The organism is Rhodoglobus sp. GW821-FHT12B09, from assembly GCF_058809925.1.
The window spans coordinates 22,214-42,254 of the sequence record NZ_JBXATB010000008.1; the positions used below are offsets into that span (position 1 = coordinate 22,214).

Here is a 20,041-nt window from a genome sequence, read left to right on the forward strand (position 1 = left end):
GCTAGCCGGCGAGGTCGCTCGCCCGGCCGGGGATCGTGTCCTCGAAGATGGGCCACTCGCGCACGGTGAAGCGGCCGGGGGCCGGCTCGAGGTTGAGGGCCGTGATGTACAGCTGCAGCCCCTCGCGGAATATGCGGTCGGCGCTCACGATGTTCATCGAGCCCGCCATCGCCGCGGAGCCGACCGTGTACGACAGCAGCACGCCCACGAAGTCCATCGAGAGGTCGGGGGTGGGGGAGGCCTGCCGGAGCAGATCGCCGAGGTCGCGCCGCAGCCGGGCAAGCTCGGCGCTGCGGTTCGTGCGGTCGAGCAGGTGCGCGGCGAGGCCGGGGCGCGCGACGAGGCAGTTCCACAGGGCGCGCATCACGAGCTCGACCTTGTTCTGGCTCGTGCCGGCCTCGGGCATCGCGATGCGGGCGAGCTCCAGGTCGAGCACGGCGTCGGCGAGGTCTCCGCGGTCTTCGACGTGGCTGTAGAGCGTGTTGGGGGCGACCCCGAGCACCTCGGCGACCCGGCGCATGGTCACGGCGCTGAATCCCTCGAGCACCAGCAGGTCGTGCGCCGCCGTCGCCACATCGTCACGTACGAGCCCAGCCCGGGTTCCGCGCCCTCTTCCCATGCCGCCACCGTACGGTGTGCGACAGGTATCGCACGGTGTCCAATACGGCGTGTTGGGGGGATGCGCGGGCCGCCGCCGTGCCCGCGCGGAGGTTCCGGGTGGGAGTGCGCGTGCCGCCGCCGTGCCCGCGCGGAGGTTCCGGGTGGGATGCGCGGGCCGCCGCCGAGCCCGTGCGGAGGTTCCGGGTGGGAGTGCGCGTGCCGCCGCCGTGCCCGCGCGGAGGTTTCGGCACCATGCTGTCGCCGCGGCACCCGCCTCGTGTCGAAACCTCCGCACGGCTGTGGGGCGGCGCCACGGCTGCGGGTGCGTGGCGCGACCAGGTCCCTCGGCGGGGCGGCGCGCGACCCGGGGTCGTCGCGGGGCGGGCGCTGAGCTGAGGCGGAGCGCCCCCGACGCACGAACGGCGCCCCCGGAGGGACGCCGTTCGGAGGGGCTGAGGTCTAGCGGCCGCGGGTGTTCGCGCGCACGACCTGGCCGACGCGGATGGGTCCGCCGGTGGACTGGGCGCGGCCCTTGCCGCCGCGCGGGCGAGACGGGGCCTGCTCGGCGCGCGCGGGCTGCGCGTGGGAGGACTGGGCGTGCGGCTGGGTGGCGCGCGGCTCGGAGCTGCGGCGCTCGCCCGTCACGGCGGCGCGGCCGGAGCCGGCGGGGGCACCCGTGCGGCCGGAGCCGGAGCGGCCCGAGCCGGACGCGGCCGGGCGGCCCGACCCGGACGCGGCCGGGCGACCCGAGCGGTCGCGGCGGGGAGCGCCATCACGGGGAGCTCCGGCGCGCTTGCGCTGGGCGTTGGCGCCCTGCGACTGGCCGCGTCCGTGGTTCTCGGCGACGGCAGCGCGCGGGGCGGGCTTCACGTACGCGGCGACCTCGCCCACGAGGGCGGTGACGGCCGGCGACGACGCGGTGACGTGCTGCGGCGTGACGGTGATCTCGGCCTTGCGCAGGAGCGCGGCCGTGTCCTTGCGCTGGGCGGGCAGCACGATCGTGACGACCTCGCCCTCCTTGCCCGCGCGGGCGGTGCGGCCCGAGCGGTGCAGGTACGCCTTGTGCTCGGCCGGCGGGTCGACGTGGATCACGAGCTCGATGTCGTCCACGTGCACGCCACGGGCGGCGACGTCGGTGGCGACGAGGACGCGGGTCTCGCCCGAGGCGAAGGACGCGAGGTTGCGGTCGCGGGCGACCTGCGAGAGGTTGCCGTGCAGGTCGACGGAGGGGATCCCGGCGTCGGTGAGCTGCTTGGCCAGCTTCTTCGCGTGGTGCTTGGTGCGCATGAACAGGATGCGGCGGCCGGTGCCCGAGGCGAGCATCCGGACCAGTTCGCTCTTCTCGTCGACGCCGGCGACCTCGAAGACGTGGTGGGTCATCGCCGCGACGTGGCTGTTCGCCTCGTCGACGGAGTGGAGCACCTCGTTGTGGAGGTAGCGGCGCACGAGCTTGTCGACGCCGTTGTCGAGCGTCGCGCTGAAGAGCAGGCGCTGGCCGGTCTGCGGGGTCTTGTCCATGATGCGGGTGACGACCGGCAGGAAGCCTAGGTCGGCCATGTGGTCGGCCTCGTCGAGCACGGTGATCTCGATCGCGTCGAGGTGGGCGAAGCCCTGCTTCATGAGGTCCTCGAGGCGGCCGGGGCAGGCCACGACGATGTCGACGCCCGACTTGAGGGCAGCGACCTGGCGGTTCTGCGAGACGCCGCCGAAGATCGTCGTGACGGTGAGGCCGTACGCGGTGGCGAGCGGCTCCATGGCGGCGGTGATCTGCGTGGCGAGCTCGCGGGTCGGGGCGAGCACGAGGCCGAGCGGGCGGCCGGAGCGGCGCTTGCCGCCGGCGAGCGCGCCGCCGAGGCGGGCGACCATCGGGATCGCGAAGGCGAGGGTCTTGCCCGAGCCGGTCTTGCCGCGGCCGAGCACGTCCTTGCCGGCGAGGGTGTCGGGGAGCGTGTCCACCTGGATGGGGAAGGGCTCGGTGATGCCGTTCGCGCTGAGCGCGGCGACGACGGGGGCGGGCACGCCGAGCGTGCTGAAGATGTTTTCTGACATGGGTGATTTCTTGAGAAGCGCAGTCGCGTGCTCGTGAAGTGCACAGGACTGCTGAATGGCGAAGGCGGGAAAGCCGCACTCGTTCGCCGGAGAAGTTATTGAACCAGGGGCTCAAGGGAAGCGTTCTACGACGCAGGGAGACCGTCGTGGTCTCGCAAGTACTACCACCCTAGCAGAGGCCCCGATATACCGAACGTGTACCCCCCGAGATGGGCGGACCCCTTCTGGGGCGTGTACCCCTTTCTGTCCTCCGAATAGCGTGAGGACTTGTCACCCGGCATTCTGCCGACCGTGACTCTCTGGGGGAGTACATCACCGTGTCATTCGTGCACCATGGCGCGCGCCGGCGGGGACTGGCCGGCGCGCTCGCCGCGCTCGTCGTCGCCGTCGTCGGACTGTCGACCATCGCGCCCGTCGCGGCGCACGCCGACCCGGGCTCCCTGTTCACGATCACCAAGTCGGTCGACAAGGCCGTGGTGCTCCCGGGGCAGACCTTCACCTACACGATCACCGTCGACTGCTCGCCCGAGGACTGCCCGGATGCCCGGCTCGTCGACGACCTCCCCGACGAGTTCGCCGCCCTCACCCTGAACACCAACGTCATCGTCACGGGCGGACCCTCCACCGCGAGCTGGGGCGGCTCGGACGGCCGCACGCTCACTGTCGACTTTCAGAAGCCGCTCACGGACGGCGGCGTCGGCATCGCGAGCGGCTCCGGCTACTCCGTCCAGGTCGCGCTGAGCGTGCCCGCCGGCCTCTCGCCGGACTGGGCCTACAACGGCGTTCCCATCGCGAACACCGCCCGCGCGAGCTCGGTGAACGCCCCGGACGCCGACGCGTCCCGAGACGTGACCATCACCGTTCCGGTCACCGTCGCCACGACTGCCGGTGCGGACTGGACTCCCGCGTCGACGCGCTTCAAGGTCGGCGAGACCTCCACGCTCGTGCTCAAGACCCGCAACACGTCCAACGCCAAGGCGACGAGCCTCACGATCGCGGTGCCGACAGATCCCTCCGCGCCGACGAACCCGTTCGAGGCCGTGGACTTCTCCGACTTCGGAGCGGTGACGCTCCCCGGCGGCGCGGACCGCGTGCAGGTGGACGCGTACGTCGGCGGCGCCTGGGTGGCGGGAAGCCCCGACACCGTGCCGGTGCTGCCCGACGGGGTTGCCGGGTCGAGCATCCGGGGCCTGCGCTTCATCTTCACGTCCACGGCCGGCTCTGAGCTCACGGCGGGCGGCGCCGAGGGCTCGGTCGCGGTGAAGCTCGTGCAGCGGGCGACGTTCCGCACCGGCGGCGCCTCGCTCGTGACCGGCACCACCGCGGTCGCGAACGTCACGGGAACCGTGGTGGTCCCCGGCCAGCCCGCGAAGGACGCGGTCACGAGCGATAGCTACGTGATCGACTCGCTCGACTCGAAGGTCACCGGCTCGACGGTGTTCGCGCCCGCGCGCATCCCGGCCGGCACCGAGTCGCTCGTCACCGTCACCGGCCAGAACGCATCGAAGGGCACCCTAGACACCCTGACGATCACCGAGCCGGCCACGGGCCTGCTCGCGGACACCCGCCTCACGTTCGACGGCTTCCGCCCCGCGGGCTCCGCCTGGCCGAGCGGCGCGACCTCCGCCACGGTGACGTGGGCAGTCGACGGCGGAACGGCTCCCGCCCCGCAGACCTTCACGTCGGGCGTGCCGTCCACTCCGGCCCTCTCCGGCGGCCAGCGCATCATCGGCTTCTCGATCGAGTACTCGGGCGACATCGCGGTCAGCGCAGTGGCGAAGGCGGCATTCGCTGTGGACGTCGACGGCCAGGCAGCGGGCGCCGGCACGAGCGTCATTCTCACGGATGCCCCGAGCATCGGCGGCGCGAACGACGCCGGCTCGGCCACCCCCGCGACCCCGACCGCAGCCCTCGAAGTGCTCGCCCCGGCCGTCGCGGTCACGCTCGACAAGACGATCACCCCGGTGTCGGCCGCCGTGCCCGCGGGAGGCCGCTCGCTCGTCCAGCTCACGGCCCGCACCAGCTCGGACACGGGCTACGTGGCACCCGGCACGATCACCGTCGTCGACGAGTGGACGGGCACCGCCACCGACTACTGGGCGGGCTTCGACGCCGTCGCCATCAGCTCGACCGCCGTGTCGGTCGGCTCCACCCTCGTTGTGAGCTACAAGACGACCGGCGGCTGGGTCGAGCTCGACACGGTCGATGCGACCGCGAGCGCCCAGACCTACCGCCGCGCACTGCCCTCGCCGGCGTCGATCACCGGCCTCAAGTTCGTCTTCACGAAGCCCGGCGGCTACGCCCTCGGCTCGGTCGTGCGGCCCACGATCAGCTTCCAGGCGCGCGCGGAGGTGCGCGGAACCTCCGACCCGACGGCGGCCGACGGCACGCCCGTCACCTACACGAACGCGGCCTCGGCCGTGGCATCCGGCTCGATCGTCGTCGCGGGCGTCGCGACCGCTGTCGACTCGACAGCCACCGACACCGCGACGGGCGCCATCAAGGCGATCACCCCGGGCGCGGGCGGCGCGCTGTTCGACAAGACCTGGCAGGCGGTCAGCGGCTCGACAGCCGTGGACTCGCAGTCGGGCCAGTCCCGTGTCGCGCGCCTCTCGTGGGGCAGCGAGGTCACGGGCTACGACAGCGCGACCGTGCAGGACCCGGTGTCGACCGCGACCCCGGTCGCCCAGACGGTCTACCAGGCGTTCAACCTGACCCAGATCAAGGCCATCACGACCACGACCGACCCGCAGATCGCGTGGGACGAGGTCACGGCCGTCGAGCTCTTCAACAAGAACACGCAGGCGTGGGAGCCGATCGGCTCGTGCACCCCGGCGCACCCGTGCGAGGGCGGGATGCCCGTGCAGAACCTGAGCGCCGCCCAGCAGGAGTCGACCATCGGCGTGCGCGTCACGTTCGCCCCGAACGACGACGCCCGCACCACAGACCCGCTCGCGCCGCCCGTCGGCTCCGGCGTGGCCAGCGGCCCGGATGCCCGCACCCTCGACCTCGTGTTCCAGGTGCGCAACCAGCTCAGGGACACGACGGGCACGCCCTCCGCGCCCTGGGTCACCCAGTTCCGCCCGTACAACAACACGGACGACGGCTCCGTGCTCAACACCGCCTCGCTCGCCCTCGTCGCGGGCGGGTCCACGACCTCCGCCTCCGACTCGGACGCGATCATGGTCCTCGACGACCTGCCCCAGGTGGCGATGACGAAGACCGCGGCGAACGGCACGCTCGTCATCCCGAACCCGGACGACGTGGCGGTCGGCTCCTACCCGACGAGCTCGTTCACCGTGCGCGCCACCAACACCTCGAACGCCCGCGCGTGGTTCCTGCGCGTCGCCGACGTCATGCCCGCCACCACCGCGGTGGGCTCCGTTCACAACACCGACGCCGGCACCAACGGCTACGACGTGGCGCCCTACGCCACCGCCGTCTACGACCCCGCGACGAACCCGTTCGAGCGGCTCCTCGTCACCAAGGTCGTGCTCACGCCGAACGGCAGCGGCATCGACCTCTCCAAGTCGCTCGTGACCCGCTTGCTCTACAACGGCGGCAACCCGATCGCGACCACGCAGATCGGCGGCGTGCCGTTCTACGCGAACAACACCACCGCGCTCAACTCGGCGTCGACCTGGACCGACGTCATCGGCGTCAGCGTGCTCTACACCGGCACCGATACGTCCGGCGGCGGAACGATCGCGAGCGGCGCCTACGTCGACATGCGCATCGATGTGCGCGTGCGGCAGATGCTGCGCAGCCAGCCGACCACGCTCGTGACCGCCGGCACCGTGCGCAACACGTCCTTCACGCAGGTGTGGGACAACGTGCTCGACGACGACAGCCGCTACGACTCGAAGTACGCCGACATCTCGCTCGTCGCGGCGGTGCTCAAGGTCTCGGCCACGAAGTCGCTGTCGGCGGCGAGCATCCTCGAGTCCAACCGCGCCAGCGATCTGACGGCCACCGTGTCGGCGGCCCACAACGGCTCGACCGCAGCGAGTCGGCAGGTCGTCATCGAGGACACCGGCTCCGCCTTCTGGGACGCCTTCGCCCTGCGCTCGCTGGGCACCGTGACCAAGCCCGCCGGCGCGGACCGCGTGCGCGTCGATGTGCAGCTGGACGGCTCGACCACGTGGACGCTCGGCACCTCGTCCGCCACGGCGGCGCTGCCGGCCGGCACCTCCGTGTCGCACGTCACGGGCATCCGCTTCGTCTTCACCAAGAACGGCGGGGGCATCTTCTCGACGAACGCGCCTGCCGACACCTGGTCGGCCTCCGCCGCGTACGTGGTGCGCCTCCGCGACACCGTGCGCAGCACGGGCGCGGCGATCCCGTTCCCGTCGACCGTGAGCGCGCCCGTCGCGGCGAGCTCGTCGAACGACGACTACCCGGACGCGACGGCGGCGGGCGGCACGAGCATCCTGCTCGACACCGGCACGTTCCGCGTGGATGTGGAGAAGCGCCCCTCGGTCAGCACCACTCCGGCCGGCGAGACCGTCACCTTCTCGCTCATCATGACCAACACCGGCACGGGCTACCTCGACAACCCCGTCGTCGTCGACTCGCTGCCCATCGACGCGGGCCTGCGCACCGGCGGCCCGCTGCTCTTCGACCCGACCTCGGAGCTCACCTTCTCGACCTCCACCGGCGGCATCCTGCCGACCACGGGCGCGACGGTCTCCTACGACGGCACCGCCCGCACGATCAGGGTCGCCTGGCCCGCCGGCTCGCGGCTCGCGCCCGGGGAGAAGTACACGATAGTGGTGCCCCTCCAGGTCGCGCCCGGCCTCACCTCGGGCTACGGCGCCGCGACCAACACCATGACCGTCTCGAGCGACCGCACTCTCGCGGCCTGCACGAACACCTCCGGCAACGGCCGCGGCGCGAGCCTGGGCAGCGCGAGCACGGCGTGCACCACCACGAACTCGGTGAGCACGATCTCCGCGTCGGCGATCAGCTCGTTCAAGGGCGTCAAGGGCGATGTGGATGCCGACGGCCTGTCCACCCGCGGAGCCACCAACGTCACCAGCGCGTCGACGCCCTGCGTGTCCGACGCGGGCGGCTTCTACCGCAGCCCGTGCGCCGCGAACACGGTGATCGGCGGCACCGACCTCTGGAAGCTGCAGTTCACGAACGGCGGAAACATCCCCGCCCAAACGGCGACCGTCGTCGACGTGCTGCCGAAGTCCGGCGACACCTACCTCCGCACCGGGGCGACCCGCGCCACGACGTACGCGCCCGTGTTCGCGGGCGGGCTGCAGCTCACCACCGACGACCTCTCGGCGGGCACCACGTACACCTGGCAGGTCACCACCAACGCCAGCCCGTGCCCGAACTTCGCGACGAGCGACTCGACGTGCTCCACCGGCGTCACCTGGCTTGACGGGCCGAGCTACCCGACCTCGGGCTACGCGTCCGTCAAGGCGATCCGGGTGGTCTTCGACTTCACCGCCATCGACCCGATCGAGGACACGCTGCCGCCGGCCGCGACCCTCGCCCTGACGTACAAGACGGTCAACACCCCGAGCACGACCGCCGGCGACGGCCGCGCGCCGGTCACCGTCCCCGTGGCGAACGCTCGCGCGTGGAACAGCTTCGGCGTCTATGCGACCTTCGGCGCGGGCAACGCGTCGCGCGCTGTCGAGCCGCTCAAGGCGGGCGTGCAGCTCGCCACGGGCCCGATCCAGGTCGCGAAGGCGATCTCCGGGGATGCCGCGGCCTTCGCCCCCACCTCGTACCAGGTCACTGTCAGCTGCGCTGTCGCCGGCGCGACGGTCACGATGCCCGCCGCGGGCAGGCTCACGCTCGCGGCCGGGAACGCCGTGCCCTACACCTCCCGGATCGACGGGATCCCCGTCGGCGCCGAGTGCAGCACCGTCGAGAACACCGGCGGCGCGAGCTCGACGAGCTACTCGCCGTCGAACGCGGGCGGCACGGCGGCGGCCATCGTGATCGGCACTGCCGCGGCATCCGGAGCGCCCGTACCGGCCGACCAGCGGGCGACCGTCACGAACAGCTACGGCACGACGAGCCTGCGGGTCGGCAAGACCGTGACGACCGACTCGACAGTCGGGGAGTTCGGGCCCTTCGACTTCACCCTCGCGTGCTCGGCCGACACCGGGGCGAGCACGGTGACGGTGCCGCTCGCGGCCGGGGACGCGGCATTCACGCTCGCCGACGGCGAGGAGCGGGTCATCACCGGCCTGCCCGTCACGGCGACCTGCGTGCTGCGCGAGTCCGACGCGGACGGCGCGACCACCATCACCGCGAGGGTCAACGGCGGCGCGGGGGCGACTGTCGTGCAGAACCAGACAGTCACCGTGCCGCTCGGCACGGGCGCCGAGTACACCGCGGCGATCACCAACCACTACGCGGGCGGCCAGCTCGCCGTCACGAAGACGATCGCGGGCGACTCGAGCTACGCCGACGGCCCGTTCACGATCGACATCACGTGCACCTACGACGGCCAGACGCTCCACGACGGCGACCTCGTGATCCTGGGCGGGGAGACGAAGACGCTCTCCGAGGTATTCCCGGTCGGCACCTCGTGCGCGCTCGACGAGACCGACGCGGGCGGCGCGACCTCCCACACGGCGGCCTCGAGCGTGACGATCGTCGCGGGCACCACGTCCGCGGGCATCACGAACACCTTCACCACCGGCACGCTGCGGGTCGAGAAGGCCTTCACGGGCCCGGGCAAGGACGACTACGGCGTCGGCCCGTTCGAGGCGCAGGTCGACTGCACCTGGGCGAAGTCGCCGGGCGGCACCGCGCTGACCATCCCGCTGCCCGACTCCGGCATCGTCGAGCTCACCTCGGCGAACGGCTACGCGGCCTCCGTCACCGGCCTCATCGCCGGCGCGGACTGCACGGTCACCGAGACGAAGACCGGCGGCGCGACCACGTCGACCGTCGGAGCGGTCTCGGCCGTGCCCGCCGGCGGCACGTCGACAGTGACTATCACGAACGACTTCCAGACCGGCTCGCTCGAGATCGACAAGGAGCGCATCGGCGCCGGCGCGAGCCGCTTCGGCGCGGGTCCCTTCGAGGTCTCCGTCGAGTGCGAGTACCCGAGCAACGGCAGCATGGTGCCGATCGACCTCGGTGCTGACGCCGTGCAGGTGCTGCAGGCCGACGCCGACCCGTCGAAGGACTACCGCGCGACCGTCGGCGGCCTGCTTGCCGGTGCGGTGTGCTCGGTGGAGGAGACAGACGCCGGCCTCGCCGTGTCGAGCACGCTCACCCCTGCCGACGGCACGGGCACGATCGCAGCATCCGGAACCGCCGTCGTCACCGTGACCAACACCTTCCTGGTCGGCCAGCTCGAGATCACCAAGACGGCCTCGATGCCCGTGGTGCAGGGTGACACCGACTACGACTACGAGCTCGCCGTCACCAACTCCGGCGTGATCCCGGCTGCGGGCGTCACCGTCACGGACGCGATCCCGACGACGCTCAAGGTCACCGCGATCACGGCCGATCCGGCGCTCTGGACCAGCTGCGCCGTGACCAACAAGGACATCGACGGATACGGCGGCGACCTCGAGTGCGTCTACGCGCCCGTTCTCGCGGCCGGCGACTCGGCCGATCCGATCACGCTCAGTGTGCGCGTGCTGCCCGAGATCGCGCAGGACCAGATCGACAACACGGCAGCCGTCACCTCGACGACCCCGGTGGTCGACGGCGACACCGACGACGAGACCGTGGACGTGAAGTGGCTCGACGTGGTCGCCACCCCGACCTGCATCAAGGACGCGCCGTGGCTCGACTACACGGTCGACGCCCACAACGTGGCGGTCTCCGGCCGGACCCTGACCGTCGCCTGGGCGGACGCCCTCGGCACGGTCATCCACACCGACTCCGTGCCGATCGCCGCGAACGGCACCGTCACGGGCTCCCTCCTGTGGCCCGGCGCCGCCGTGAACGCGGACGGCGAGGGCATCGCGTGGCCCGGCTGGCGCGACGCGCTGCCCGGCGAGACCCCGGACTGGGAGAACCTCGTGCTCGACCCCGCCGCCTACGGCTACGGCCTGCGCTCGGGCGCCCAGGTAACACTGGCGATCAACCCGCACACCACGATCGCGGTGCAGTACCCGCCGGCGACCGCGAGCTGCGCCGAGACGCCCGACGGCCGCGACTCCGACATCTGGTTCACCAAGAAGGCTCTGGTCTCCAGCATCGATGCGGGCAAGCCGTTCGACTACCGCATGACGATGGGCAACGCCGGGCTCGGCGCCGTCGACAACGTCATCCTCGTCGACAACCTGCCCTCGACGCTCAAGATTCTGAGCGTCGCCCCGCAGACGGCCGCCGCCGGCTCCGCGCAGTGGGTATCGTGCGACATCACCGGCCGAGGCAGGAACGGCTACGGCGGCACGGTCACCTGCGAGCTCGACCGGCCGCTCGGCTACCAGCAGGTGACTCCGGATGTGCTCCTCACGGCAGAGCTCAACCCGGCAGCGCCGGCCGGCGCGATCGTGAACACCGCCGGGGTCACGGCGCGGGACACCCCGCACCTGGGCGGCCGCGGCGGGGGCGCCGGCCCGCTGCCGACGCTCGCGCGGCAGGACTCCGCGATGGTGCTGTCCGCCGGCAGGCTCGCCTTCACGGGCAGCCAGGTCGGGGTGGCGCTCCAGCTCGGCGCGCTGCTGCTGCTCCTCGGCGGCATCCTGGTCGTCTGGCGGCGGATGCCCCGGCACCGCCGGTAGGCGCGCCCGGTCCTGCCCCGTCCCGCTGCCCGGTCCCGTCCCGTCCCGCCGCCCCGTCCCGCCCATGCGGAGGTTTCGGCACCATGCGGCCCCCACGGCAGCAGCCTCGTGTCAGAACCTCCGCACGGGCATCCCGCCGCGACCGTTCCCGGCGCTAGTAGGCCCCCGAGTACCGCTCCCCGACCGGGATCTCGACCGCCACCGTGTTGCCCGGCTGCGCTAGCGGGCACGCCCACATCGGGTCGTACGCGCAGGAGGGGTTGTAGGCGAAGTTGAAGTCGAGCACGAGCGAGTCCGGCTCGCGCCCCGGGCCCAGGTCCGCGCCCTTCACGGTGTCGAGGAGGTAGCGGCCGCCGCCGTACGTGCCGCCGTGCTGCCCGTGCAGGGCATCCTTCACGGGCACGAAGATGCCGCCGCCGTAGGAGGCGAGGCGCCAGACGTCGAGCGTGCCGACCCCCGGAACGTCGGCGATGCCGATGAGCTCGAACGGGACCACGCCGTCGGTGCCCGTCTCGACCTCCATCCGGCGCTCCACGGCGGGGGCGAGAGCCACCTCGAACCGCCACGCCGGGTCGTACGGCCGCACCGGCAGCCCGGTGAACTCCGCGCGGTCCTCCGGCAGCAGCGGGGTGGACGGGTGGTTCGCGAACAGGTCGTCGCGCTCGCGGCGCCACAGGTCGTGCGCGGCGAACAGGTCGTCGGCCTCCCGCACGCGCTCGTAGACGGAGAACACGCGGCGGCGCCAGTCGGCGACCTGGAGGGCTGTCATGGCTCCACGCTAGTCCTGGCCGGCCCGCCACAAAGTTCGAGAAATTCTCTGTAAGGATGTGCCTGCCTCCGGAAATAGACAGGGTGAGAGGCCGTTCGGCCTCCCGCACTTTCGAGCTAAGGAGAACTTCATGAACATCAGACGCGTCGTTGTCGGAGGAGTCTTGTCTCTCGGCCTGGCTTTGGGGGGCGGCACTGCCGCCCTTGCTACGACGGTCTATCCGGCCGAGGGCGGTACCTGGAACTACGGAGTCGTCGCCGGCGTCCACCTCTACTCGGACTACTTCCACCAGACCCAGTGCCACGGGTCGTCCACCCGAAACGACTGGGGCCTCTCGTCGTCGCCGAACGTCGCGGGCGGGGTCTGGTCCAACAACTCGCAGCCGACCACGGTCAACCAGAACAACCGGGCGTACTACCGCGTCTGCTAGTCCCTCGCACTGTGCGGCGCCACGTCCGCGGGGTGGCGCCGCACCAGGATCCGTAGTCGACAGGGTTGTGAATGCTCAAAGTTCTCGTACGTGTGGCAGGTGTTGCCATTGCGGCTCTTGTCGCGCTCCTCGCCGGCGTCTACGCGGCCGCGGCGGACCTCGACGCCCTGCCTGATGCCGACCACGTGGCCTCGCTGCGGTTCGACGACAGCCCCCTCACGCGGGCTGAGATCATCGACCGGCTCGACGCCTATGCCGACTCCTCGGGCGTGGGGATCGTCCGGGTGGCCAGCGCCCCTGACGACTTCCTCAACGAGCGGCTCGCATTCAGGTTCGGCAGCGCCAGCGCTGGTGCTGCGCGGGAGATCGAGTGGTTCTCGCCGACCATGAAGGGCTCACTGGCCGGATCGGCCGACCTCGGCTTCACCGGCCTGAACGGCGTCTACGCCCTCTACGCGACAGATGCGCAGGCGTCTGCGTTCGAGAGCTGGGCGAAGAGGGAGCTCGGCGCCGAGGCGGCGGTGAGCGCGAAGACCCCGCAGGCGCTGCTCACCTACGCCCTCCTGACCGTGGGGGCGTGGGTTCCTGCCGCTGCGGCACTCCTGCTGCTGTGCGCGACCATCCTCTCCTGGTACACGTTGCGCGCCCGCGCTCGAGAGCTCAGCATGCTCGCGGGCATGCGGCTCTCCCTGATCGTCCTCACCGACCTCCGCTCCCTCCTCGCTGCTCTCGCGCTTCCGGCCGCGGCCACAGTCGTCGCGGCGCTCCTCGTGGTCCTGGTCGGCGGATTCGGGCGGATCGCGTTCTACCTCGCGACGGTCGGCGCCTTCATGGGCGTCCTCGCCGCGGTCGCGGTGGCTGCCGCACTGCTGATGGCGGCGCTCACTCTGCCCGATGTGCGCCGGATCGCCGCCAGGAAGCCCCCCGAGGGAGCGTCCTGGGCTCTGGGCGAAGTTCTCAAAGCGATCTCAGTCGTGCTGGTAGCGGCGATCGTGCCGGGCTCGATTGCCCTGATCACCGCGGCCTCGACGGCGACAGCGCTCGGCGCGACCTGGGCGTCCCTGGGCGACGGGGTGACGGTGCGCATCGGCAGCGCTGAGCTCGGGGCGGCGGAGAACGCCGCGTTCGGCGGGCTCGCCGGGGCGGCCGCCCGCGACGGCACCCTACTGTTCTCCATGTCCCTGAGCTCCGACTCGGTCAGCCTCGTCGATGCCACAAGCGCCGCCGCACTCGACGACCTCGGGTACGACGGCGTGGTCATCGCCGATCGGGAGTACCTCTCCGCGATCGGAGCCGCGATGGAGCCGGTCGCGGGAGGCCTCGGGGCCCTGCCGTCGTCGGTCACCGGCCTGCTCCTGCCCACGCTGCAGTTGTGGACGGACTCGGGCCAGCCGCCCGAGCTGAAGCTCTACCGATCGACCGCCGACATCCCGTTCCCGGTCTTCGGCGCGATGGCCGGAACCTTCGACACGCACCAGCGCCCCCTGATCCTCGTGGTCGACGCCGACCAGCTCAACGACGAGTTCCTGTCGTCGGCGGTCAGCCGCGGGAACGCGGTGTTCGACGACCCGGACTGGGTGGCTGCCGAGGTCGAGGCGCGCGGCATGACCGACGATGTCCTGTCGATCGACAGGGTGGCCGACCTCGGGCTCTACGACGCGCAGTCGAAGCAGCGCAACGCCCAGCTCGCCGCGCTGGCGGTGGCGCTCGCAGTGCTGGCGCTGCTCATGAGCCTCGCGGTGACGGCCTGGATCCTTGCCCTCCTGCGCCGCCGCCGCTGGTTCGTGCAGCGCACGGCCGGGCGCTCCTGGGCCGCGATCCTCGTGCCGCGGATGCTGTGGGAGGCCGCCGTCGCGGCGGTCTTCGGCGCAGCCCTGGCCAGTGCATTCCTGGCCCTCGCGCCCGGCAGCGTCGGCCTCGCCCCGCTCGCCGCCGTGGGCTACCTGGCGACCAGCTGGTTCACGCACCTCTGGGCCGGCACCGCGACATTCCGCAGCACCCTGGCCCGGAGAGGATGACCCCATGCAGCTGAGCGCGAACCGCGTCTCCCTGGAGATCGACAACAAGACGGTGCTGCACGAGGCATCGCTGGACGCGCGGCCCGGCCGCATGCTGGTGCTTGCCGGCCGCAGCGGGAGCGGCAAGACCACGCTCCTCAACATTCTCGGGCTGCTGCGCCGGATCGACTCGGGCGCCGTGACGGTCGGCGGGGCCGACGCGACGAGGTGGGGCGACGGCCGTCGCCGGCGCTTCTGGCGAGACCACGTGGCGTTCATCTTCCAGGACTACGGCCTGATCGAGGAGGCCAGCGTGGAGTACAACGTGACGGTGGGAAGGCGCACGCTCTTCGGGATCAGGCGGAGGGACCGTGCGCGCGTCGACGAGGTACTCGCGCACGTGCTCCTGGCCGGGCGCAACAAGGAGCAGACGGCTCGGCTGAGCGGCGGCGAGAAGCAGCGCGTGGGTCTCGCCCGGGCGATGTTCCGCCAGGCCGACGTCGTGCTCGCCGACGAGCCCACCGCGTCGCTCGACCGGGCCAATCGCGAACTCGTCACGAACTTCCTCGTGGAGGAGGCCCGCCGCGGGGCCACAGTGGTCGTCGCGACCCACGACGAGGATCTCATCGCCGCGGGGGACGACGTTGTGCGGCTGGGCGAGCCCTAGCTGTAGCAGACGAGAGCGGTGAGAGTCGCCCCGTTCGCGGAGTTCCCCGTGCCCGCCGACATCGAGTAGATCACCGAGCTGCCGTTGACCGCTCTGACCGTGCCCGACGTGCGGGCGTTGGCGCTCGACCGCACGAGGCCGCTCAGCAGCGCGACGCTGCTCGACGTCCCGCCGGACGAGCACGCCGTGAAAGTCAGCTTCGTCCCCGTGTATCCCGTACCGCTCCAGGCACAGTACTGACCGGTGAGGCACGTCCCCACCGACTGCGGGCTCACGGCGCCGTCCAGTGTCAGGGTCACAGCGCCCTTCTCCCAGGCGATGACGCCGGGGGCGAGCTCGACGCCTCCGGGGTGGGCCGCGATGATCGCGGAGGTCCGGGCCTCGAGACTGGATTCCGACGCCGCAACGGCGGGGGCGATGGGCAGTGCTGCGATCGCGGCTGCTGCCACCAGGGCTGCGGCCGTACGGCGGATTCCGGTCATCATGGGGTGTCCTTCCAGGCGGTGTAGTCGAGCACAGTGGGACTGTCGAGATCGATGCCCGGGATGCCGCCCAGGTACACCTGCTCGGCGGAGAGCAGCGCGCCGGTCTGGCGGTCGAAGACGAGCAGGTCGCGGAAGGCGCCGTCGCCGCGGGTCTCGGTCGCGATCGCCACACCGGTGCGCCCGAGCCGGTCGGTGACCTCGCCCGCGACGGTGACGCCGGGAAGGCCGTTGACGAGCTCGAGAACCGCGGCGGTCTGCGGGCCCGTCAGAGCCCACTCGTTGCGCAGGTCGGCTATCGCGCGGAACAGGTCGCCCGCGGTCGTGCTCCGATCGGTGCCGAGGTAGGCCGCCACGTAGGCGGCGAGCTCCGTGGCGCTGTCGGGGGGCGCCTGCGCGAAGAGGAGGGGGAACTCGCCCGCGGCGAAGGTCTGCCGCTCGAGCTCGGTGCCGGGCGAGGGCGCTCGGTATCCGGCTGGCACGCTGCCCCACCGCACCTCGCCCGCGTAGACGGTGATCTCGCCCGCGAGGTCGGCGGCGCGCGACCGCACGACCTCGCGCGGCTGGACGAACACCGACCGGGCGGCCGCCGTGACGTCGGCCGACCAGGTCTCCGCGACGATCAGGCCGGAGGGGCGGGAGGTGGAGTCGGTGCGTGCATTCATGGCGAGCCTCTCCAGCACCGCGTGAGCGCTGGCCGACACCGGGGCCGCCTCGAGGAGCGGGGGAGCCGCGACAGCAGCGCGCGGGGCGAGTACGGATGCGGCGAGGGCTATCGCGATCACGAGGGCCGCCGCGGCGCTGGAGATCAGGAGGGGAGTGCGCCACCGCGGCACCCGCGGTGTGCGGGGCTCCGCGAGCAGTACCGCGAGCTCGCGGGTCGCCCGCTCGCTCAAAGGATCGGTGCGGCGGACGGCGTGGGGGTTCGCATCGCGGATGCGGCGCTCGAGCTCATCCACGGCGGGCCGCCTCGCTCGGAGAAGCCGCCTGCAGGGTCTTTCTCAGCGCGTCGCGGGCGCGGGTCAGCCGGACCCATACCGCGGGGGCGGAGACGCCCGTGATGCTCCCGATCTCCTGGGCGGTCAACCCCTCCCAGTAGGCCATGTAGAGCAGCTCGCGATCTGCGGGCTTGAGAGTGCTCATCGCTGCCCGCACGTCGAGCGCATCTGTTGGATCCTGGGCGTCGTCCGGCGGCTCGATCCGAGCGTGCGCGGAGTCAGACCTCCCGGTGCGCCGGTACTCGTTGCCGATGACGTTCCTCGCCGTCGCGTAGAGCCATGCAATCGTCAGCTCCTCCTCGGAGTGCTGCCAGGCGATGCGGAACACCTCGTGGGTAGCGTCTTCGGCAGCTGCTCGGCTTCCCAGTCGTCGGGTGCAGGTGGTCAGGATCAGTGGGTAGTACTCGCGATAGAGGGCGCCGAACCGCGCAGCGGCGTCCTCATCTCGCATCACGGCGCATCCCCCAGAAGATCGGCCCTTGCACTGTCTATTTCCGCAGCGCGGAGAACCTTACAGACCAGATTCCCAGGTCGGCGCCAGCCGCTTGATCTGCAGCGCCCGCCACTGCCAGAACGCCCAGATCCCGGGCCAGACCGCGAGGCTCACGGGCTCCGCGTCGAACAGCAGCCGGTCGCGGAACAGCGTGCGCCCGTCCTTCGTCGGCGACACCGCCATCGTGTGGTGCCAGTAGCTCACGATCGACAGGGCGCCGGACGTCGCCTCCCCCGTGTCGTGCACGAACCGCACGTCGCCGCGCTGCGTGTAGGTGAGGTCGATGATCTGCTCGCCGACCGGGATCACCCCGAACAAGCGGGCGGTGACGGGATGCTCGCCCTGCGTCCACGTGGCGCCCAGTTCCTCCTCCGACGTGAAGGCCAGGAGCGGGCCGGCGACGGCGCGGAACACCTCGGGGCTGCGGATCGCGCGCCACGCCGCATCCGGTTCGCAGTCGAGGACCTGCTTGAGCATCACGTGCATATGTCCATCATCGGGGGTGTGGGCTAGGAATGGGCCATGAAGAACTGGTTGTGCGTCGTCCAGCGCGAGCACGTCCTCCGGGGCGTGGCCCTCGGCATCGTCCAGACGAACCACGGTGTGCGCTCCGGCATCCAGCGGATGTCGCCCGGCGACGGCCTCGTGTTCTACTCGCCGAAGACCGCCTACCCCGACGGCGACCCGCTGCGCGAGTTCACCGGCATCGGCGTGGTCGCGGACGGCGAGCCGTGGCAGGAGGACGAGGGCGAGTTCAGGCCCTGGCGCCGCAGGGTGCACTTCGAGAAGGCCGCGGTCGCGACGCCCATCGCGCCCCTGCTCGAGGTGCTGGAGCTCACGCGCGGCACGAGCAACTGGGGGCTCATCATGCGGCGCGGCCAGGTCGAGATCTCGCAGCACGACTTCGACGTGATCGCGCGCGAGATGGAGGCCGGTAGCCTCGTACGGTGAGTTCGCCCCGCAACCAGCCGCAGTACCAGGTCCGTTTCGACTGGGGAGTCGAGGGCGCCAACGCGATCTCGCCCGGTGCCCACATCGTCGTATGGGCGGACGCGCTCGGCGGCACCCAGCCCGATCTCGAGCACGACAACGCGATCATCACCGGCAGTGTGGGCTCCAGAGCGGCGATCGCCGACTGGGTGCTGGCGCGCCAGGTGGAGCTCGGCGACCGCGCGACAGTGGCGGTCGTGGCGGCCGGCGGCCCCGAGGGGCGGTTCGCCGTGGAGGACCTGCTCGCCGCGGGCGCCGTGATCGACGCGCTCGCCGAGGTCGGGATCGACTACATCTCGCCCGAGGCGGCGGCCGCGGTCGGCGCCTACACGGGCCTTCGGAACGCGACCGGCCACGTGCTCTCCGCGAGCGTCACCGGCCAGGAGATCATCGCCGCCGAGGGGCGCGAGCCGATCGAGGCGGCCCGCAAGCACAACGACAGCGCGGAGTTCACGGTGCTCAAGGAATTCCGCCTCCCGGCGTAGCGTTGTGGTGAGAAGGACCACCTACGGAGGAACATCATGAAGGCAGTACTCGGCGACACCGTCATCGCGGAAGCGCCCAAGGAAGATCTCATCTCCATCGAGGGCAACTGGTACTTCCCGCCGTCGAGCGTGAAGAGCGACCTCCTCGTCGAGAGCGCCACCCCCTACACCTGCCCGTGGAAGGGCGAGTGCCAGTACTTCTCGGTGAAGGACGGCGACGCGCTCCTGCAGGACCGCGCGTGGAGCTACCCCACTCCGTACCCGACCGCGTTCGACCGCGTCGGCAAGGACTTCTCGAACTACGTGGCCTTCTGGAAGGAAGTCCAGGTCGTCGAGTAGCCCGTACGGGTCAGACGACCGCGACCGCCTCGATGCCCACCAGGGCGTCCGGGCGGCCCATCGCGTGCACCTGGAGCACGGTGATCGCCGTGGGGTAGTCGCCCCACGCCTCGCCGGAGGCTTCGAAGATCGGGTCGAGTGGCGTCTCCTTTGAGAAGTAGACGGTGAGGCGCACGACGTTCGACTGGTCGGCGCCGACCTCCGCGAGGACCTTCTTCACCTGGTCGAGCGCTGCGAGAGCCTGCGCCTTCGCACCGCCCGGAACGATCGCGCCCGCGGCGTCGATGCCGTTCTGCTCGCCGATGTAGAGCGTGCGACCGCCCTCCACGAGGACCGCCTGCGAGAAGTAGGGGTTCCTGTGCATGGTGCCGGGGTTGATGTGCGTAATGGTCATTCGTCCTCCTTGCTAGTCCGACTTCGTCCTGTGCTTGCGCACCTTCGCCCGGTTGCCGCAGCGCTGCATGGAGCACCAGCGCCGGTTGTTCGAGCGGGACTCGTCGTAGAACACGATCGCGCAGTCCGAGGCGGCGCACTCACGGATGCGCTCGCGCTCCTCGGACGAGAACAGCTCGACGGCCTCCCGTGCCATCGCGGAGAGGGTCTGCCCGACCCGGGCGCGCCCGCGTCCCGCTTGCCGGCGGCCGCCGGGGAGGACCGGCGGAATGTCGGGGGTAGCGGCGAACAGGTTGATGATGTCGACGTCGTCGGCCGCGGCATCCTCACCGCGACTGAACGCGGTGGCGGTGCGGGCGATGGATGCGCGCAGCGCGAGCGCATCGGTGAGCTCGCGGTCGGAGGCGGAGGTGTCGACGTCGTCGAAGCGCTCGTCGATCCACGCGCTCAGGTCGGAGGGGGAGTGCAGCGTCTCCCACGCGGGGTTGTCGCCCATCGCTCCCGTGTAGGCGAAGTCGAGTGCGAGCGCGCCCGAGTCGAACCACCAGCGGTGGCCGTCGCCGGAGGTGAACCACTGGCCCGTCGGGTGGGCGTCTGTTGAGTGTCGCACGGTAACCACTATAGTTGGTTAC

The 20,041-nt window shown here is 71.4% G+C and carries 16 protein-coding genes; 7 read left to right on the forward strand and 9 right to left on the reverse strand.

All coding sequences use genetic code 11. The annotated features are described in order from the left end of the window. Position 1 precedes the first annotated feature (1 nt). Together AC1RTC_RS14010 and AC1RTC_RS14015 are read right to left on the reverse strand one after the other, a co-directional pair. Positions 2-574, reverse strand: coding sequence for a TetR/AcrR family transcriptional regulator (locus AC1RTC_RS14010; protein ID WP_493156703.1), 573 nt, complete (start codon positions 572-574; stop codon positions 2-4). A gap of 485 nt (positions 575-1,059) precedes the next feature. After that, complete coding sequence (locus AC1RTC_RS14015) at positions 1,060-2,649, reverse strand: DEAD/DEAH box helicase (RefSeq protein WP_493156704.1); 1,590 nt, start codon at positions 2,647-2,649, stop codon at positions 1,060-1,062. 317 nt (positions 2,650-2,966) lie between these two features. Between AC1RTC_RS14015 and AC1RTC_RS14020 the strand changes: the two genes are divergently transcribed. Next, the gene (locus AC1RTC_RS14020) at positions 2,967-11,366 is read left to right on the forward strand and encodes a beta strand repeat-containing protein (protein WP_493156706.1); all 8,400 of its coding nucleotides are present in this window, start codon (positions 2,967-2,969) and stop codon (positions 11,364-11,366) included. A 154-nt stretch (positions 11,367-11,520) separates the two neighbouring features. On the opposite strand, the gene AC1RTC_RS14025 is transcribed toward AC1RTC_RS14020, so the two are convergent. Continuing rightward, entirely contained in the window at positions 11,521-12,135 is a 615-nt protein-coding gene (locus AC1RTC_RS14025) for a DUF1684 domain-containing protein (RefSeq protein ID WP_493156708.1), read from the reverse strand. A gap of 130 nt (positions 12,136-12,265) precedes the next feature. Between AC1RTC_RS14025 and AC1RTC_RS14030 the strand changes: the two genes are divergently transcribed. The 3 genes from AC1RTC_RS14030 (at position 12,266) to AC1RTC_RS14040 (ending at position 15,229) form a co-directional block, all read left to right on the forward strand. Continuing rightward, positions 12,266-12,565 carry a lactococcin 972 family bacteriocin gene (locus AC1RTC_RS14030; RefSeq protein ID WP_493156710.1) on the forward strand — a complete coding sequence of 100 codons (300 nt, stop codon included), beginning with the start codon at positions 12,266-12,268 and terminating at the stop codon, positions 12,563-12,565. Positions 12,566-12,636: 71 nt separating this feature from the next. Continuing rightward, positions 12,637-14,583: a hypothetical protein gene (locus AC1RTC_RS14035; protein WP_493156712.1), complete on the forward strand. Its 1,947-nt coding sequence runs from the start codon at positions 12,637-12,639 to the stop codon at positions 14,581-14,583. A gap of 4 nt (positions 14,584-14,587) precedes the next feature. Beyond that, positions 14,588-15,229 carry an ABC transporter ATP-binding protein gene (locus AC1RTC_RS14040; RefSeq protein ID WP_493156713.1) on the forward strand — a complete coding sequence of 214 codons (642 nt, stop codon included), beginning with the start codon at positions 14,588-14,590 and terminating at the stop codon, positions 15,227-15,229. On the opposite strand, the gene AC1RTC_RS14045 is transcribed toward AC1RTC_RS14040, so the two are convergent. From AC1RTC_RS14045 to AC1RTC_RS14060, 4 genes are read right to left on the reverse strand one after another with little or no spacing between them, the layout of a single operon-like run. Beyond that, positions 15,226-15,714 carry a peptidase inhibitor family I36 protein gene (locus tag AC1RTC_RS14045; RefSeq protein ID WP_493156715.1) on the reverse strand — a complete coding sequence of 163 codons (489 nt, stop codon included), beginning with the start codon at positions 15,712-15,714 and terminating at the stop codon, positions 15,226-15,228. The two genes, AC1RTC_RS14040 and AC1RTC_RS14045, sit on opposite strands and share 4 nt — an antisense overlap. Then, positions 15,711-16,670 (reverse strand): hypothetical protein, encoded by a 960-nt coding sequence (locus AC1RTC_RS14050; RefSeq protein WP_493156717.1) that lies wholly within the window; start codon positions 16,668-16,670, stop codon positions 15,711-15,713. Before AC1RTC_RS14050 ends, AC1RTC_RS14045 begins: the two co-directional genes overlap by 4 nt. Beyond that, complete coding sequence (locus AC1RTC_RS14055) at positions 16,663-17,160, reverse strand: RNA polymerase sigma factor (protein ID WP_493156964.1); 498 nt, start codon at positions 17,158-17,160, stop codon at positions 16,663-16,665. Before AC1RTC_RS14055 ends, AC1RTC_RS14050 begins: the two co-directional genes overlap by 8 nt. Before the next feature lie 60 nt (positions 17,161-17,220). After that, entirely contained in the window at positions 17,221-17,688 is a 468-nt protein-coding gene (locus AC1RTC_RS14060) for a hypothetical protein (RefSeq protein ID WP_493156719.1), read from the reverse strand. A gap of 36 nt (positions 17,689-17,724) precedes the next feature. Here AC1RTC_RS14060 and AC1RTC_RS14065 point away from each other — a divergent pair, with 36 nt between their 5' ends. Genes AC1RTC_RS14065 through AC1RTC_RS14075 form a run of 3 tightly spaced genes read left to right on the forward strand, consistent with a single transcriptional unit; the run spans position 17,725 to position 19,016 of the window. Further along, complete coding sequence (locus AC1RTC_RS14065; protein ID WP_493156721.1) at positions 17,725-18,153, forward strand: EVE domain-containing protein; 429 nt, start codon at positions 17,725-17,727, stop codon at positions 18,151-18,153. Then, on the forward strand, positions 18,150-18,677 hold the full coding sequence (locus tag AC1RTC_RS14070) for a 2-phosphosulfolactate phosphatase (protein WP_493156723.1): 528 nt from the start codon (positions 18,150-18,152) through the stop codon (positions 18,675-18,677). The genes AC1RTC_RS14065 and AC1RTC_RS14070 overlap by 4 nt, the downstream gene beginning before the upstream one ends. 36 nt (positions 18,678-18,713) lie before the next feature. Beyond that, on the forward strand, positions 18,714-19,016 hold the full coding sequence (locus AC1RTC_RS14075; RefSeq protein WP_493156725.1) for a DUF427 domain-containing protein: 303 nt from the start codon (positions 18,714-18,716) through the stop codon (positions 19,014-19,016). A gap of 10 nt (positions 19,017-19,026) precedes the next feature. Here the strand turns inward: AC1RTC_RS14075 and AC1RTC_RS14080 are convergent, their stop codons facing one another. Then, positions 19,027-19,410 carry a RidA family protein gene (locus AC1RTC_RS14080; protein WP_493156727.1) on the reverse strand — a complete coding sequence of 128 codons (384 nt, stop codon included), beginning with the start codon at positions 19,408-19,410 and terminating at the stop codon, positions 19,027-19,029. Between the two features lie 12 nt (positions 19,411-19,422). Beyond that, complete coding sequence (locus tag AC1RTC_RS14085) at positions 19,423-20,019, reverse strand: CGNR zinc finger domain-containing protein (RefSeq protein ID WP_493156729.1); 597 nt, start codon at positions 20,017-20,019, stop codon at positions 19,423-19,425. Between the last annotated feature and the right edge of the window lie 22 nt (positions 20,020-20,041).